Here is a 15384-nt window from a genome sequence, read left to right as displayed (position 1 = left end):
GGAACGCCGCCCGCGGCGAGCGCGCGACCGGGGCCAGGCCGCGATCGAGTTCATCGGCTTCGTCCCGATCCTGCTGCTGGTCGCGTTCGCCGCGATCCAGCTCGGCGTGGTGGCGTACGCGGCCTCGCAGGCCGGGACGGCGGCGCGCGCGGCCGCCCGTACGGACGCCTACGAGGAGGCGGACACCGACCCGGCGGCCGCCGGCCGTTCCGCGATCAGCGGCTGGCTCGCCGACGGGGCGACCGTCTCCGTGGGCGGCGGGGAGGACGAGTCGGTGGCGACCGCCGGGATCACCATCCCGTCGGTCATCCCCGGCATCGACAACTTCGGCACCGTCGAACGGAGCGCGACCATGCCCCGCGACTGAACCGTTCCCCGCCCCGGCCCGCCCCGGCGCCGGACACACCGCACGCCGGACACACCGCACGGCGGCACACCCGGCGGCGGCGCACGACACCGCGGCCGACGGCACCGCGGCACACCCGCACCGCGCGGACCGCACGCGCCGCACGAACGAGGAGAAGACACCATGAGCCTGAGGGCGCGCGTCACCTCCCCCGAGGACAACGGCGGGGTGCGCGAGGACGGCCATCTCGTCGCCGTCTACCGCGCCAAGCTGCTGGAGGAGATCGACCTCGCCGAGATGTCGGCGCTCGCCGCCGCCGAGCGGCGCGCCCGCCTCGAACGGGTGCTGGGCCACATCATCAGCCGCGAGGGCCCGGTGCTCTCCACGGCCGAGCGCTCCCAGCTGATCCGCCGTGTCGTGGACGAGGCGCTCGGCCTCGGCGTGCTCGAACCCCTCCTCGAAGACGCGTCGATCACCGAGATCATGGTCAACGGGCCCGACCAGGTCTTCGTCGAACGGGCCGGGCGCGTCGAGCAGGTCCCCGTGCGCTTCGCGTCCGACGAGCAGCTGATGCAGACCATCGAACGCATCGTCTCCACCGTCAACCGGCGGGTGGACGAGGCCAACCCGATGGTCGACGCCCGGCTCCCCTCCGGCGAGCGCGTCAACGTCATCATCCCGCCGCTCGCGCTGACCGGGCCGACCCTCACCATCCGCCGCTTCCCGCGCGCCTACCGGCTCCGGGAACTCGTGGACCTCGGCACCCTCGACGAGCCGATCGTGCTGCTGCTCTCCGGCCTGATCCGGGCCAAGTTCAACGTGATCGTCTCCGGCGCCACCGGCTCCGGGAAGACGACCCTGCTCAACGCCCTGTCCGGGCTCATCCCCGAGGGCGAGCGCGTCATCACGGTCGAGGACGCCGCCGAACTCCAGCTCCAGCAGGCCCACGTCATCCGGCTGGAGACCCGCCCGCCCAACGTCGAGGGCAAGGGCCGCATCACCGTGCGCGACCTGGTCCGCAACTCCCTGCGGATGCGCCCCGACCGGATCATCGTCGGCGAGGTCCGCGGCGGCGAGACCCTCGACATGCTCCAGGCCATGTCCACCGGGCACGACGGTTCCCTCGCCACCGTGCACGCCAACAGCGCCGAGGACGCCCTGATGCGGCTCCAGACGCTCGCCTCCATGTCGGAGGTCACCATTCCGTTCGAGGCGCTGCGCGACCAGATCAACTCGGCCGTCGACTGCATCGTGCAGCTCACCCGGCACGCCGACGGCACCCGCAAGGTCGGCGAGGTCGCCATGCTCTCCTCGTACGGCCACGAGACGTACCGGCTCACCAGCGTCGCCCGGTTCGACGCCCGGCCCGTCGGCGCCGACCGCGTCGTCCGCGGCCACTTCACCTACGACCGGCTGCCCCGCCGCGTCGCCGACCGGCTGTACATGGCGGGCGAACCCCTGCCGCCCGCCTTCGGCGTCGCCGCGACCGACGAGCAGCTCACGACCCGGGAGGCGGGCTGAAACCCCATGGACACGGCCATCGACCTGCCGCTCCTCACAGCCGGGGCCGCCCTGCTGTGCGCGGTGCTCGCCGTCGCGGGCGTGCACGCGTACACCGCCGGCCGGGCGCAGCACGAAGCGCTCGTGGAACGCCTCAGCTCGCCCGGCCGGCTCACCGGAGGCAGCCGGGAGCGCCGGTTCTCCGGCGTCGACCGGCGACTGCGCCGCACCCGCCTCGGCCGCGGTCTGGAGCTGCGGCTCGCCGCGACCGGCCTCGACATCACGCCCGGCGAGTTCTTCGTCGCCGTGCTGGCCGGAGTCGTCGCCCTGTGGCTCGTCGCGGCCTCCGTCCTCGCTGCCTTCTTCGGCCCGGTGGCCGGACTGACCGGGCTCTGGGGCGCGTATGCCTTCCTGAACTGGCAGCGCGCGCGGCGCACCGAGAAGTTCGTCGGCCAGCTCCCCGAACTCGCCCGGGTGCTGGCCAACGCCACTCAGGCCGGGCTCGCGCTCCGTACCGCGCTCGGCATGGCCGCCGAGGAACTCGACGCGCCCGCCGGGGAGGAACTGGGCAAGGTCGCCGCGCAGCTCGCGGTCGGCCACTCCGTGGACGACGCGCTGGGCGAACTGGCCGACCGGCTGCCGTCCCGCGAACTCGTCGTCCTCGTCACGACACTGGTGCTCTCCAACCGGGCGGGCGGCACCGTCGTCGGCTCGTTGCGCAACCTCACCCAGACCCTGGAGGAGCGCAAGGAGACCCGGCGCGAGGTCCGCACCCAGCTCTCCCAGATCACCATCACCGCGTACGCCGTACCGGGCTTCGGCATCGGCGCGCTGCTGCTGATGGACCGGGTCATGCCCGGCGCGCTCGAACGGATGACCGGCTCGTTCTACGGGCAGGCCGCCGTCGTCGTGGCTCTCGCGCTGTACGCCGTGGGGTTCGTCCTGATCCGCCGCATGTCCAAGATCGACGTCTGACCCGCCCGCACGGCTGCCCGCAGCCCCGGCCGCACGCTCCGCCCGTACCGCCCGCCGAACGCTCCGCACACGGCACGCTCCGCCCGTACCGCCCGCAGCACAGCCGACTGGACAGCCCGGCCGCACAGCCCGGCCGCACAGCCCGACAGAACAACCCGGTCGCACAGCCGGCCGTATCGCCGACCGAGAGGAGGACGGAACCGATGACAGACCTGCTGACGGCTTTCGCGACCGCCGTCGCCGCCGCCCTTGCCGTCGCTCTTGCCTGTTACGGCATCGCGCTCTACCGCCGCGCGGCCGAACTCCCCGACGACCTGACCCTCGCGCTGGAGGTCGGCGCCACCCGCACCACCGCCGTGAACTCCGGTATCGACCGGCTCGGCATGCGCTGGGCCCCGGCGGTGCTCCGTCTGATGGGGCCCAGGCGCGTCGACCGCATCCGCCGCCGCATCGACCGGGCCGGCAACCCCGGCGGCCTGACCCTCGACCGCTACGCCGCACGCCGCGCCGTCTACGGCTTCGTCGGCTTCGCGGGCGCGCTCAGCATGCTGCTGCGCGGGCAGCTCGTCCTCGCGGTGGTGCTGGTGCTGTTCGGCGTCTTCTGGGTCGAGGTCGGCATCTGGGCCGCCGTACAGCAGCGCAAGGCCGACATCGAACGGACGCTGCCCGACTTCCTCGACGTCCTCGCCGTCGTCGTCAGCGCCGGGCTGAGCTTCCGGCAGGCGCTCGCCCGGGTCGCCGAGCGGTACGAGGGCCCGTGGGCCGACGAACTGAGCATCGCGCTGCGCCGGATGGACATGGGCGTCAGCCGCCGGGAGGCCTTCGACGAACTGCGACGGCGCAACGACAGCGAACAGGTCGCGATGTTCGTCACCGCGCTCCAGCAGGGCGAGGAACTGGGCGCGCCGATCGTCGAGACGCTGATCCAGATCGCGAACGACATGCGCCGCACCGACGCGCAGAACGCCCGCCGCCGGGCCGCGAAGACCGTCCCGAAGGCGACGCTCGCCGTCACCACCTTCATGCTGCCGGGGACGCTGATCCTGCTGGTGGCGGGCTTCGTCTTCGGCTCGGACGTGGACTTCGGGGCGATCACCGGCTGACCCGGGCCCGTACGGGAAGCAGCGGAGCGGCGGGCGGGGCGGACCGGGAGACGCGGAGCGGGCGGTGCGGGCGGCAGGGGCGGCACGGCGTACGGCGGTAGGCGGTACGGAGCGCAGGGCGGTACGGCGGTACGGCGGACCGGGCACAGGCGGTTCGGAGCACGGGACAGCACCTCGGAAGCACGGCAGTACGGCAGTACGGCAGTACGGCAGTACGGCAGTACGGCAGTACAGAGAGCATGAACAACTCGGCAGCACGGGAAGCACGAACAGCACGGCAGTACGGCAGCACGGTGAGCACGAACAGGACGGGGGTCCGGAAGACGGGTCGAGGCGGGGGCCGAGACACCGGCGGAGAGGGGAACGGACGTGACGGCCGAAGAGGGACTGCGCGGCGAGGGGGACGGCGACGGCACCCGCCGCCGGCATCGCGCGTACGGACCACAGCACGAGGACCGCGAGGACCGCGAGGACCGCGGTGACCACGGTGACCACGACGACCGCGAGGACCGTGGTGGCCGGGCGGTCCGAGCGCCGCGCGAGTACGGCGGGGACCGCGAGTACGGCGAGCACCGGGCGGACCGGGCGGCGGACCGGGTGGAACAGGCCGAACAGGCCGAACAGGCGAACCACGAGGACCACGAGGCCCGCGAGGACCGGGCGCACCGCGAGCACAGGGACCTGCGCGAGCACAGGGACCTGCGCGAGTCCGGGGACTTGCGTGAGCACACGGACTTGCACAGGGACTTGCGTGACAGCATGGCCCCGTCCGGGCGGGAGGACGGGGCCCCGGCACGCCCCGCGACCTCGGCACCGGGCCGTCCCCGGCCCGCCGCGCCCCTGCCGCCGCCCCGTCCGCCGCTGCCGCCACCGCCCCCGGTGACCACCGAGCCGGCCCCCGGGCCCGCCGTGTCGCAGCGGATTCCGCCGGGCGCGTCCCGTACCCCGGGGCCGCCGCTGCCGGACCCGGCGCCCGGGTCCCGTACCGGCCGTTCCCCGGACCCGTACGGCGTCACCGGTCCGGAGGCGGCGGGCGGGACGGCCGACGCCCCCAGTCTGCGGCTCCAGCTGAACGCCCTCCAGGCCCTGGCCCGCCAGGTCTTCGCGTTCCGCCTCGCCATGATCGCGCTCGGCACCCCCTTCGCCCTCGGCCGCACCGCGCCCGGCGCCGCGACCTGGCTCATCGGCACCGCCGTACTGATCACCTTCATGGGTTCGTACGTCATGTGGCGCGACTGGGAACGCTTCGGCCCGCTGCTGCTCAGGCATCCCGCCCTGCTGGGCGTCGACCTGCTGTTCAGCGCGTTGCTGCTGCTCACGGCCACCCCCGAGTCCACTCTCGGCTACGTCACCGTCTGCACGCCGCTGCTCGCCGGCCTGGCCTACGGCTGGCGCGGCGCCGGGGTGTTCGCGGGACTCCAGATCCTGGTGCTGGCGGCCGCGTACGGGGCGAATCCCGGTATCGGGGGCGGGCCGGCCGCCGTGGTCGTACTCCCCGGCTTCTGTGCCGTCGCGGGCGCGGCGGGGGTGGGCCTGCGGAATCTGCTGCTCCGGTTCGGCGCGGCCGGCCGGGCCCTCACCCGGGCCCGCGCCCGGCTGGCCGCCGCAGAGGCCGTCGGCGAGGAACGGGCCAGGCTGGCCCGGGAGATGCACGACTCGGTGGCCAAGACGCTGCACGGCCTCGCGCTCGCGGCCGACGGCCTGGCGTCGTCGGCGGGCCGCCCGGACACCCGGCCGGAAACGCTGCGGCGCAGCGCGGACATGGTCGCGCACGCGGCCAGGCACGCGGCGGCGGAGTCGCGGGCCCTGCTGTCCGACCTGAGGAACGAGCGGAGTCCGGGCGGCACGGGCGTCCCGGCGGGAGGGCTGCCGAGTCACGGGGACGGCGGCTCCCGGAGCGGTGTTGGGGCCGGCCGGGTTCCGTACCGGCACGCTCCCGCGCACACGCCTCCCGAACCGGCCGGGGACCCCGCCGCGGCCGGGGGCGCCGTTCCCTACCCGGGGCCCGGCGCGGCCGCCGCCACCGGCCGGGGCACCGTCGCGGACCGGGGCCGCCACCCGGTTCCCGGGATGCACGCGGGAACGGGCCCGGCAGCCCACCCGGGCGCGGGTCCCGGGGATCCCACCGGGTTCCGCCCCGGGGCTCCCGCCGAGCCGCACCCCGAGCCCGGCACCGAGCCCGAGCCGCACCCCGAACCCCAGCCCGGGTTCCACCCCGAGGTCCCCGAGGTCCCGCTGGGCGCTCTGGCCGACGAACTCGCGGCCCGGACCGCCGACTGGTCCCGCACCACCGGCATCCCGGCCGACTTCCGGAGCTGGGGCATCGGCTGCGCCCCTCCGCTGCCGGGCACGGTGCCGCGGGGCGTGGCACGCCAGTTGCTGATCATCGCGGCCGAGGCGCTGGAGAACACCCAGCGGCACGCCTGCGCGGGCCGGGTCGTGGTGGAGGCCGGGGTCGAGGTGGGCGCGATCCCGGGCACCGGCCCGGCGGCGGGCCCGGGCAGGGCAGCGGACGCCGGCCCGGGCAACGGGCCCGCCCGGGACACGGCGGCGTCCCGGCCGCCCGGTCCGATGCCCGCACGGGAACCCGGACCGGCCGGAACCCGGATCCTCCGCATCAGCGTGCTGGACGACGGCTGCGGCCTCCCGCCGTGCACCACCCTCGACTCCCTGCGCGCGGCGGGCCACTACGGCCTGGTGGGGATGGTCGAGCGGGCCGCGGGCGTGGGCGCCCGGCTCCGGATCGGCAGGGGCCACCGGGAGTCGGGCACCGAGGTACGCCTCGAACTCCCGGTCGCGCCACCGGCCCCGGGCACCGGCCTCCCGCCGGCCCGGCTGCTCGAAGGCATACCGCGACAACCCCGGCCGGGCCCGGAACCGCGCCGCGAGGCGCATCCGTACACCCCGGCCGGTGAACCAGGAGCCGTAGCGGAACCACGCCCCGGCTGCCCGGCCGGGCAAGCCGGCCACCCGGCACCGGACGAAGGGAGGCAGGACCATGCGAAACCCGCGCACGCGTGACACCGCCGGCACCACGGCGCACCTCCCGGCACCTCCCGCCCCCGGGGACCGGGACACGCCACCCGTGCTGCTCCGGGTCGTCGTCGCGGACGACAACCCGGTCGTACGGGCCGGGCTGACCGTGCTGCTCGACAGCCGGGACGACGTCCGGGTCGTCGCCGCCGCGGCCGACGGCGAGGAGGCCCTGCGCGCCACCCGTGCCCACCGGCCGGACGTTGTCCTGCTGGACGTGCGGATGCCGGTCGTGGACGGCATCTCGGCGCTGCCGCACCTGGTGCCGCTCGCGCCGGTGCTGATGCTGACGTACAGCAGGGAGGCCGACGTCGTGAAGGAGTCGCTGCGGCTGGGGGCGGGCGGCTATCTGGTGCACGGCGAGTTCACGGCGGACGAACTGCTCGCGGCGGTCCGGTCGGTGCGCGAGGGCGGCGCTCCGCTGACCCCGACCGCCGCGAACGCCTTGGTGGCCCATGTCCGCGGCGCGCCACGGCCCGGCGTCACGGTGCTGCCGGACGGTCTCGGCTGGGCCGCCCCGCCGACCGGCAATGCGTATGCACACGATGGAGTGAATGATCGTTGGCGCGAAAGCGGTGTGGAATCCGGTCGCGGATGGCGTGAATCGGCCGAGCTTCAACGAATCACTTCGCAACAGCAACGACTTGTGGGAGAGTTTTCGTTCGAACGGCCATGCCGCCGAGCGGAACGCGGAGCACACGGGCTGAGCCACCGGGAGGTGGAAGTGATGGACCTGATTGCCACGGGCATGAGCAATCAGCAAATCGCCGCAGCCTGTTTCATCAGTGAGAAGACTGTCAAGAACCACATCAACCGGATCTTCTCGAAGCTGTCCGCGACGAGCCGCTCCGAAGCCATACTGACCTGGCTCGGCGGGGAACGCCCGGGCGGCGGTGACGGCCATGGCTGAACGGGGGGCGCGGCACATGCGCAGGCGGGTGCGTTCACGTCTCCGCAGGGAGTCGGGCCCGTCGGCCCGCCGTTGGGCCCGACATTGGGCCCAGGGGCCCTCGGCGCCCATGGCCGGACCTTCGTATCTTCCGGCAGAGACATACGCGTCGGACGGCGCGCGACCGGTCAGCACGGGAGAGGAATCCCATGTCGAACAACCCTCTGGCGAAGGCGGCGGCCGGCACGAAGGCCCGCGCCCACGGCTGGCGCGACACGGCGGTCCAGTCGATCGCGTCCCGCGCGTCCCGGACCACCCGGGCCTCCGGGGAAAGGGACAGCGGCCAGACGGCGCTGGAATACCTGGGGATCATCCTGGTGGTCGTCCTGATCATCGGGGCGATCGCGGGGTCGGGAATCGGCAGTGCGATTCTGAATCGCATCATGGAAGCGATCGGCAACATCAACTCCGGTTGATACGGAGCATACGGAGCCGGTTCCGGGTCGATTCCGGGCAGGCCTTCCCCATCTACATCACGGTGGTGGCGGGCCTGCTCTTTCTCGCGTTCGCCTACTTCGCGGTCGGGCAGGCCGCGGCGACCCGCAACGGTGCCCAGACCGCGGCGGACGCCGCTGCGTTGGCTGCCGCCCAACACTCTCGCGATGAGCTGTTCGACGGCTTCCTCGATGCCTTGGAGGACGACGGTCCCTGGGAGGACTGGCTCAGCGGCGACGAGTTCTCCACGGACGGTGGCTGTGCGGCGGCCGACGACTTCGCCGCCCGGAACGATTCGACCGTCACGCGCTGCGGCCTCGCTGACACCTCCGAGTACGGATTCTCCGTGGCGATCAGGACCGACTACACGGTGGGGGAGTCCATTGTGCCGGGCACGGAGAGCGTGCACGGCGAAGCCGATGCCACCGCGGTCGTGGAGCCACGGTGCCAGGTGGACGAAGGCGGGGGCGGCGAGCCCGTGGAGATTTCCTGTGACGGCGAAGAATGGCTGATCGACCCAGACGACGAAGAGGCGCTGCCGGAACCAGCTGACTTGTTCTCGGTCCATCTGACCGACTGACCAGCGGACGACGAGTGAAGGACAACATCCCATGAGCATTCGGCACACAGCGAAGGCCCGGAGGGGAGCCGCCGCAGTCGCGTTCGCGGTGGGTTTGCTCGTCGCCGTGGCCGGTTGCGGCGGTAATGGCGAGGAGAGCCCCGACGCCGATTCCTCCCAGCAGTCGAGCGAGGGTGGCAAGTCGGGCGGTGACTCGGGCGAGGGGCGCGGAGAATCCGAGGCGCCGGAGCAGGAAGAGACCATCGCGGAGTTGAGGGGGCCGGACGAGATCGTCCTGTCCATCAGTTCGGCGAAACGGGACGCCGGTGGGTTTGTCACTGTGAGTGGCGCGGTGAAGAACGACGGCCAGAAGGATTTCTACAAAACGGCCGAATGGCGGGGCAACGAGAAGGAGATCCTCGGCAACGGGCATTCGCTGGGCGGCGCGGCTCTGATCGACAACGAGGGCAAGAAGCGCTATTACGTTCTGCGTGACACAGAAGGCCGCTGCTTGTGCACCACGGGGATCACCGCGGTGGGAGCCGGAGAGACTGTCCCGGTTTTCGCTCAGTTCCCGTCTCCTCCGGAGGGGACGTCCGAAGTCGAGTTCACTCTCCCCACCTTCGACGCGGCCACCGTCGAGATCTCCCCGAGTGAGTGAGCCGCTGCCATGAATTCCACCCGACCCCGCCCCCGGCACCCCGCCCTCGCCCCCACGGCTGTCGCCGTGGCGCTCGCCTTCTCCGCCTTCGGTGTGCTCACCGCCGCTCCCGCCCGGGCCGACGACGGGCCGGGCGCGGCGATCACCCCTTCGCCGCCCGTCGAGGTCGACGGCAACGACCCCGACCTCAAGATGGTCGACGGTGCCACCCTCGCCGAGGCCAAGGTCCTCGACATCAAGTCGGTGGTCGAGGACCTCAGCGGTGACGAGCGCCGCGAGGACACCAACGCCGACGTCACCTTCGCGCTCCAGGCCGAGGTGCTGTTCGGCAAGGACAGCGCCAAGCTGGACAGCACCGCCCACGACCGCATCGCCACCATCGCGGAAGAGATCAAGAAGCAGGACGCGCAGAAGGTCCGCGTCTTCGGCTTCACCGACAACCTCGGTTCGTCGGCGCACGGTGACGTGCTGTCCAAGCAGCGGGCCAACGCCGTGCACAAGCAGCTCGCCAAGGATCTCGGGTCCGGCGTCGCCTTCGAGATCCGCGGCTACGGCGAGCAGTACCCGATCGCCGACAACTCCACCGAGGAGGGCCGCAAGAAGAACCGCCGTGTGGAGGTCTCGTTCCCCCGCTCCTCCGAGAGCGGCGGCTGACACACGGCCGCGGCGCCTCCGCCGCAGCGGGAGCCGGAGCGGGAACGGGAGCCGGAGCGGGGACGGGCCGCAGCGGGAGCCGGAGCGGGAACGGGCCGGAGCGGATACGGCGGCTCCCCGGGCCGGCTCTGCCGGCACGGTGCGGGCCTGCCCCCGCCGGGGATGTGCGGCATGATGCCGACGAGGGCCCGGCGCCGACTCCCGGGCTCCGCCGATGCGGTGGAGGTGTGTCATGGCGGTACGGTCCGTGCTGGTGACCGGCGGTACCGGCACGCTCGGCCGGGCCGTCGTCCGGCGGTTGCTCGACGAGGCGCCCGGTGCGGGCACCTCCGCCGGTACGGACCGCGCTCCCGCCGTACGGGTGCTCAGCCGGCGGCCCCGGCCCGACGACGGATCCGCGCCGGACTGCGACTGGGCTGTGGGGGATCTCCGGACCGGGGAGGGGATCGACGCGGCGGTCGCCGGGGCCGACACCGTCGTCCACTGCGCAACCACCCTCGGGAAGGCCGACGTCGGCGCGACCCGTCAGCTCACGGAGGCGCTCGCGCGGCGGCCGGGCGGCGGGGCGCATCTGGTCTACATCTCCATCGCCGGGATCGACCGCATCCCGCTCGGGTACTACCGCACCAAGCTGGCCGCCGAACGGATCATCGAGGAGTCGGGCCTGCCGTGGACGGTGCTGCGCACCACGCAGTTCCACGATCTGATCGCGCGCGTCGCCTCCGTACAGCGGCGGTCGCCGGTGACCGCGGCCCTGGCGGGGGTGCGCTTCCAGCCGGTGGACGTCACCGAGGTGGCCGAGCGGCTTGTCGGGCTGGCGGCCGGCGCCCCCGCCGGGCGGGTGCCGGACATGGGCGGACCACAGGTGCGCGACCACGCGGACCTGACCCGGAGCTGGCTGCGGGCTCACGGGCTGCGGCGCGCGGTGCTGCCGGTCCGGCTGCCGGGGCGGACGTTCCGCGCGCTGCGCGAGGGCGCCAATCTCGTCCCGCCGGGCGGACCGGGACCGCACGGGGCGGGGCCGGGCCGCCCCGCCGCGGGCACGGATCCGGGCTCCGGCAAGGTCGGTGACGGCGCGGAGGAGGGGTACGCGGGCGGGCTCGGCCCCGCAGGGGAACGGCGTCCCGTCGGGCGGATCACCTTCGAGGACCATCTCGCGGCGGTGACCCGGGGCCGCAGGCCCTGAGCCGGCCGGGGCGGCCGCCGGACTGCCGGGAGACGCGGGGAGAGGGCCGGAAAACCACGCGGAGGCGACGACGCGCCGCCGGCCGGGCCGATGGTGGGGCCGGGCTGATGGCCGCCGGCCGGGCTGATGGTGGCCGGCCGGGTCGACGGCGGCCGATGGCTTCCGCTGAAGCGGGACCGGTTGCGAGGACGGCCCGGCGTGACGGGCGATCCGGGCGCCCGCCGTCAGCCCGGGTACTCCAGCAGGTCCTTCACGTTCCCCCTCAGCACCGGCGCCGCGCCCGGGTTCCGCGACTGGGTGCCGACCAGATGCACCGGCGCCGTACCCGTACACGCGATGGTCAGGTGCGAGAACGTGCTGCCCGACAGCAGCCAGCGGGTGCCCTGGAGGTCCGTGGCCGTCAGGTCCGTGTACCAGAGGGTGTTGCCGGAGAACGTCGGCGGCAGCACCCCGCCGACGACCACCCCCGGGCCCGGGTCCCGCGGTTCGCCGCCGACCGGGAAGGCGGTCTCACGGGTCCAGGGGGACCGGCCGCCGCTGTTGGAGTGGTTGAAGGTGTTGCCGGCCAGCGAACCGTGGTTCCAGTTGTCGGCGGGCAGGGAGCCGTACGGGCTGGTCTCGGCGAGGGAGTAGTACGCGCCGCGGCAGCCCATGACGTTGTTGTCATTGACCGTCCAGTTGCCCGAGGAGTTCCAGATCGCGAGCCGGCAGTAGGTGAAGCTGTTGCCGCCGAGCACGGAGTACTCGCTGCGGTCCGCCGCCGAGACCCCGAAGTAGCAGCGGTCGAAGGAGTTGCCACGGAGCTTGACGCGGTAGGCGTAGTAGTCGTCGTCCACCGAGCCGGTCACGGTGACTCCGGCGCCCCGCCAGCGCTCGAAGTCGCAGTCGAGGACGCGGACGTTGAAGCTGCGGGTGAGCGCGACGCCGACGTGCGCGGCGACCATGGGCGAGTCGACGGGGTCGGCGGCCCGGCCCAGGAAACGCACCCCGGTGACGGTGACGTTCCTCCTGCCGGTGATCCTCAGCGCCCCCAAGGAGTCCCCCGACACGGTCACGGTCGCCCCGTTGCCCGCGATCCAGCAGTCGTCGGGAAGCTCGACCGGCTCGTCCAGGGTGTACGTCGTGCCGGGCGCGAGCTGCACCTGGGGCGTCCGGGCCAGCACCCGGCCCCAGTCGGCCCCGGGCGGCAGCACGGGCAGCCCGCGGCCGGGATCCTGCGCGGCTTGAGCCCCGCCCGACGCCAGCAGCCCGCCGGCCGCGCCCGCCGCACCGGCTCCGGCCAGTCCGGCCCCGACGATGCCCGCCAGCGCGGACCGCCGCTGCACCGCGGGCGGCCGTGCCCCGGAGCCGTCCCCGAAGCCGCCGTCGGACCGGCCCTCGGACCCGTTTTCGGACCCGTTCTCGGACCCGCCCTCGGACCCGCGCTCGGGCCGGGGCTCGGGCTCGGGCTCCTGTCCCCGTCCCCGTCCCCGTCCCCGTTCTCGTTCTCGTTCTCGTGCCCGTGCCCGTGCCCGTTCCCGTTCGTCCATGCGTGGGGTCTCCTCCCGGCGCGTGCCCCGGCTCAGCCGATCTCCACCGTCGTACCGGGGCGCAGGCCCCACCGTTCCATGGCACCCGCCTCCGCCTCCAGCACGTGCCGGGCGCGCGGCCGGAGCGCACCGAGGCGGCCCGGGCGCATGGTGCGCACCGCGATGACGCGGAGTCCGCGGTCCAGATGGGCGACGTCGATCGGGAAGCGCATCCGGAACGTGTGCACGCTGTTGGCCGGGGTCAGCAGCAGCGCCCCCTCGACCCCGTCACGGCCGAGCAGCCCGCGCCTGCGGGCCCGGTACGAGGCGGCGATCTCCAGCGGTACGACGAGGGCCACGGGTCCGTCATCGGCCGGCCGTGCTTCCGCAGGCCCGGCTTCCGCAGGCCCGGCATCGGCAGATCCGTCACCGGAGGGCCCGGCCACCGCGGGCCCGGCACCAGCAAGCCCGGCACTCGCGGGCCCGGCACGGGCAGGCACCGCCTCCGAACCCCCCGAGCCCGAAAGCCCCGCCTCCGCAGGCGGCCCTGGCTCCGGAAGCCCCGCCTCCGTACGCCTCGAACCCGGATGCCCCGCCTCCGCCTCCGGCCCGGACGAGGCGGTCCCGGACGCACCACCGCTGCCCCCCGGAGCCCACGGAGCCGACGGAGCCCCCGGAGCCCCCGGAGCCCCCGGAGCCCCCGGAAGGATCGTGAGGGTGGCCGTACCGTCCCGCAGCCGCGCACGGGACCGGCGGCGGAACACACGGGACCGGATGCGGGACGCGCCGGACCAAATGCGGGACACGCGGGACCGGGCTCGCGGCCCGGCCGGGCGGCTCGGAGTCTCCGGCGCTGGGTCCCGGCCCTGGTCCCGGCCCCGCTCTCGGTCTCGGTCTCGGTCCATGGTGCCGATGCCTCCTCGAAGGCTGCGCGGGCGAACGGTGGCTGTGCCTCGGCCATGGCCGGTGCGGGCGCCCGCGTCGGTGCAGGTGCCCATCTCTGTGCAGGTGCCCGTGCCCGTGTCCGTGTCGGTGCGGTGTCCGTGTCCGTGTCCGTGTCTGTGCCGTGCCGGTTCTACCAGAGGCCCCGCGCCCGGTCATGAGTGCCCGGGACGAGTCCCCCGGCCCGTGACCGGGGCGCGGCGGTGTCCGTATGGTCGGTGCGTGCACCTGCCGCTGACTCTTCTCGCCGCCGCGTACGGCGCCTCCGCGGGCCTGCTCGTGCCCCGGGCGGTGTACCGGCTGGCCGTCGAACCCGCCGAGCCGTGGCGTGACGCCTGCCCCGGCGGGCATCCGCTGACCGGACCGGGCCGGGGCTGGCTGGGCCGCGCCCGCTGTGCCGCCTGCGGGCCCGGCCGCGACGCGGGGCACATCGGCGGCACCGGATCCGGCGCCCGGGCCGGGCAGCCGGACGACACCGGCCGCGGCGCAGACACCGGCCGCGGCGCAGACACCGCCCCGCGACCACGCTCCGCCGCCCCCGGCCGGACCGGGCAGGCCGAAGAGACCGAGAGATCGGGACTGACCGAAGAGACCGAGGAGACGGGGCGGAGCAACGAGGCTGAGGAGACCGGGGAGACCGGGCGGCGCGAAGAGACCGAGGAAGCGGGGCGGACCAAGGACACGGGACGGAGCGACGAGGCCGAGGAGACCGGGCGGGCCGGGCGGTACGGTCCCGCGCCGGTCCTCGCCTCCGCCGTCGCGGCCCTGGTCTGCGGCGGGCTCGCCGCGGCGGCCGGGCCGCGGCCGGAATTGGCCGTGTGGCTGCTGCTCGTACCGTTCGCCCTGGTGCTGGCCTTCGTGGACGTCGCGGTGCACCGGCTGCCGGACGTGCTGACGCTCACGCTGCCCGTCGCCGCCGCGGTGCTGCTCGGTGGTGCCGCGCTGCTGCCCGGAGCCGGTGGTTCCTGGGCCACGGCGCTGCTGGGCGGGCTCGCCCTGGCGGCCGTCCATCTGCTGATGTTCCTGATCAACCCGGCCGGCATGGGCTTCGGCGACGTCAAGCTGGCGATGACGACGGGCGTCGCTCTCGGGTGGTACGGCTGGCCGGTGCTGTTCGCCGGGACGTTCGCCGGATTTCTGACCGGTGCCGTCCACGGTCTGGGGCTGATGGCCCTGCGACGCGCCGGGCGGAAGACGGCTCTTCCCTTCGGTCCGTACATGATGTGCGGCACGTTTCTGGGACTGCTGCTGGGCGGGCTCGGGGCCTCCTGAGGCCTTTCCGCCGCCTGAATACGGGGTTCCGCTTCTCCGTGCGGAGCGCCGGGCGTCAACGTGCGGAGCCTCGTCACCCTTGTTGATGCACGAACCATCCCTTCGCAAGGGCTATGGTGGAAACCCCCCCTCGGGCCGGTCCGTATCCCCCCACGGACCGGCCCGCTTTACGTTTCACACCCGCCGTGCGACCGTCCGCCGCAGCCCGCAGCCCGCAGCCCGCAGCCCGCAGCCCGCAGCCCGCAGCCCGCAGCCCGCAGC

Annotated in this window: 14 protein-coding genes; 12 read left to right on the top strand and 2 right to left on the bottom strand. The window is 74.1% G+C overall.

The genetic code is table 11. From position 1 onward, the window contains the following. The 11 genes from GCU69_RS01160 to GCU69_RS01105 all read left to right on the top strand — a co-directional run. Positions 1-367, top strand: a 367-nt coding sequence (locus GCU69_RS01160; RefSeq protein ID WP_156204882.1) for a TadE family protein, incomplete at its 5' end; no start/stop codon positions are given. Between the two features lie 162 nt (positions 368-529). After that, entirely contained in the window at positions 530-1867 is a 1338-nt protein-coding gene (locus GCU69_RS01155) for a CpaF family protein (protein ID WP_098753739.1), read from the top strand. 6 nt (positions 1868-1873) lie between these two features. Then, positions 1874-2821: a type II secretion system F family protein gene (locus GCU69_RS01150; protein WP_156204881.1), complete on the top strand. Its 948-nt coding sequence runs from the start codon at positions 1874-1876 to the stop codon at positions 2819-2821. A 203-nt stretch (positions 2822-3024) separates the two neighbouring features. After that, a complete protein-coding gene (locus tag GCU69_RS01145) occupies positions 3025-3924 on the top strand; it encodes a DUF5936 domain-containing protein (protein ID WP_156204880.1) in 900 nt (299 codons plus the stop codon). Between the two features lie 369 nt (positions 3925-4293). Beyond that, positions 4294-6945: a histidine kinase gene (locus GCU69_RS33370; RefSeq protein WP_235978131.1), complete on the top strand. Its 2652-nt coding sequence runs from the start codon at positions 4294-4296 to the stop codon at positions 6943-6945. Further along, complete coding sequence (locus GCU69_RS01130; RefSeq protein ID WP_156204879.1) at positions 6923-7867, top strand: response regulator transcription factor; 945 nt, start codon at positions 6923-6925, stop codon at positions 7865-7867. Before GCU69_RS33370 ends, GCU69_RS01130 begins: the two co-directional genes overlap by 23 nt. Positions 7868-8055: 188 nt before the next feature. Then, the gene (locus GCU69_RS01125; RefSeq protein ID WP_156204878.1) at positions 8056-8322 is read left to right on the top strand and encodes a hypothetical protein; all 267 of its coding nucleotides are present in this window, start codon (positions 8056-8058) and stop codon (positions 8320-8322) included. After that, positions 8319-8921, top strand: a complete 603-nt coding sequence (locus GCU69_RS01120; protein WP_328629975.1) for a pilus assembly protein TadG-related protein — start codon at positions 8319-8321, stop codon at positions 8919-8921. The genes GCU69_RS01125 and GCU69_RS01120 overlap by 4 nt, the downstream gene beginning before the upstream one ends. Positions 8922-8952: 31 nt before the next feature. Beyond that, positions 8953-9561: a hypothetical protein gene (locus GCU69_RS01115; protein WP_098753744.1), complete on the top strand. Its 609-nt coding sequence runs from the start codon at positions 8953-8955 to the stop codon at positions 9559-9561. Positions 9562-9570: 9 nt separating this feature from the next. After that, complete coding sequence (locus GCU69_RS01110) at positions 9571-10215, top strand: OmpA family protein (protein WP_156204877.1); 645 nt, start codon at positions 9571-9573, stop codon at positions 10213-10215. A gap of 232 nt (positions 10216-10447) precedes the next feature. Next, positions 10448-11401 carry an SDR family oxidoreductase gene (locus GCU69_RS01105; protein ID WP_218037891.1) on the top strand — a complete coding sequence of 318 codons (954 nt, stop codon included), beginning with the start codon at positions 10448-10450 and terminating at the stop codon, positions 11399-11401. 224 nt (positions 11402-11625) lie between these two features. Here GCU69_RS01105 and GCU69_RS01100 read toward each other — a convergent pair whose 3' ends face one another. Next, positions 11626-12726 (bottom strand): right-handed parallel beta-helix repeat-containing protein, encoded by a 1101-nt coding sequence (locus GCU69_RS01100; RefSeq protein WP_170315750.1) that lies wholly within the window; start codon positions 12724-12726, stop codon positions 11626-11628. A 236-nt stretch (positions 12727-12962) separates the two neighbouring features. Beyond that, a complete protein-coding gene (locus GCU69_RS01095; RefSeq protein WP_235978128.1) occupies positions 12963-13268 on the bottom strand; it encodes a DUF192 domain-containing protein in 306 nt (101 codons plus the stop codon). A gap of 856 nt (positions 13269-14124) precedes the next feature. Here GCU69_RS01095 and GCU69_RS32960 point away from each other — a divergent pair. Continuing rightward, positions 14125-15123 carry a prepilin peptidase gene (locus GCU69_RS32960; RefSeq protein ID WP_408055741.1) on the top strand — a complete coding sequence of 333 codons (999 nt, stop codon included), beginning with the start codon at positions 14125-14127 and terminating at the stop codon, positions 15121-15123. Positions 15124-15384 lie beyond the last annotated feature (261 nt).

This window comes from Streptomyces lycii (assembly GCF_009735685.1).
GTDB lineage: Bacteria > Actinomycetota > Actinomycetes > Streptomycetales > Streptomycetaceae > Streptomyces > Streptomyces lycii.
Note: the sequence above shows the minus strand (reverse complement) of the source record. Positions and strands in the feature narration are given on the sequence as shown.

Bases quoted from the DNA above. Each gene is read 5' to 3' on its own strand.
- GCU69_RS01155 (WP_098753739.1), top strand. From the start codon at position 530: ATGAGCCTGAGGGCGCGCGTCACCTCCCCCGAGGACAACGGCGGGGTG.
- GCU69_RS01150 (WP_156204881.1), top strand. From the start codon at position 1,874: ATGGACACGGCCATCGACCTGCCGCTCCTCACAGCCGGGGCCGCCCTG.
- GCU69_RS01145 (WP_156204880.1), top strand. From the start codon at position 3,025: ATGACAGACCTGCTGACGGCTTTCGCGACCGCCGTCGCCGCCGCCCTT.
- GCU69_RS01130 (WP_156204879.1), top strand. From the start codon at position 6,923: ATGCGAAACCCGCGCACGCGTGACACCGCCGGCACCACGGCGCACCTC.
- GCU69_RS01125 (WP_156204878.1), top strand. From the start codon at position 8,056: ATGTCGAACAACCCTCTGGCGAAGGCGGCGGCCGGCACGAAGGCCCGC.
- GCU69_RS01115 (WP_098753744.1), top strand. From the start codon at position 8,953: ATGAGCATTCGGCACACAGCGAAGGCCCGGAGGGGAGCCGCCGCAGTC.
- GCU69_RS01110 (WP_156204877.1), top strand. From the start codon at position 9,571: ATGAATTCCACCCGACCCCGCCCCCGGCACCCCGCCCTCGCCCCCACG.
- GCU69_RS01105 (WP_218037891.1), top strand. From the start codon at position 10,448: ATGGCGGTACGGTCCGTGCTGGTGACCGGCGGTACCGGCACGCTCGGC.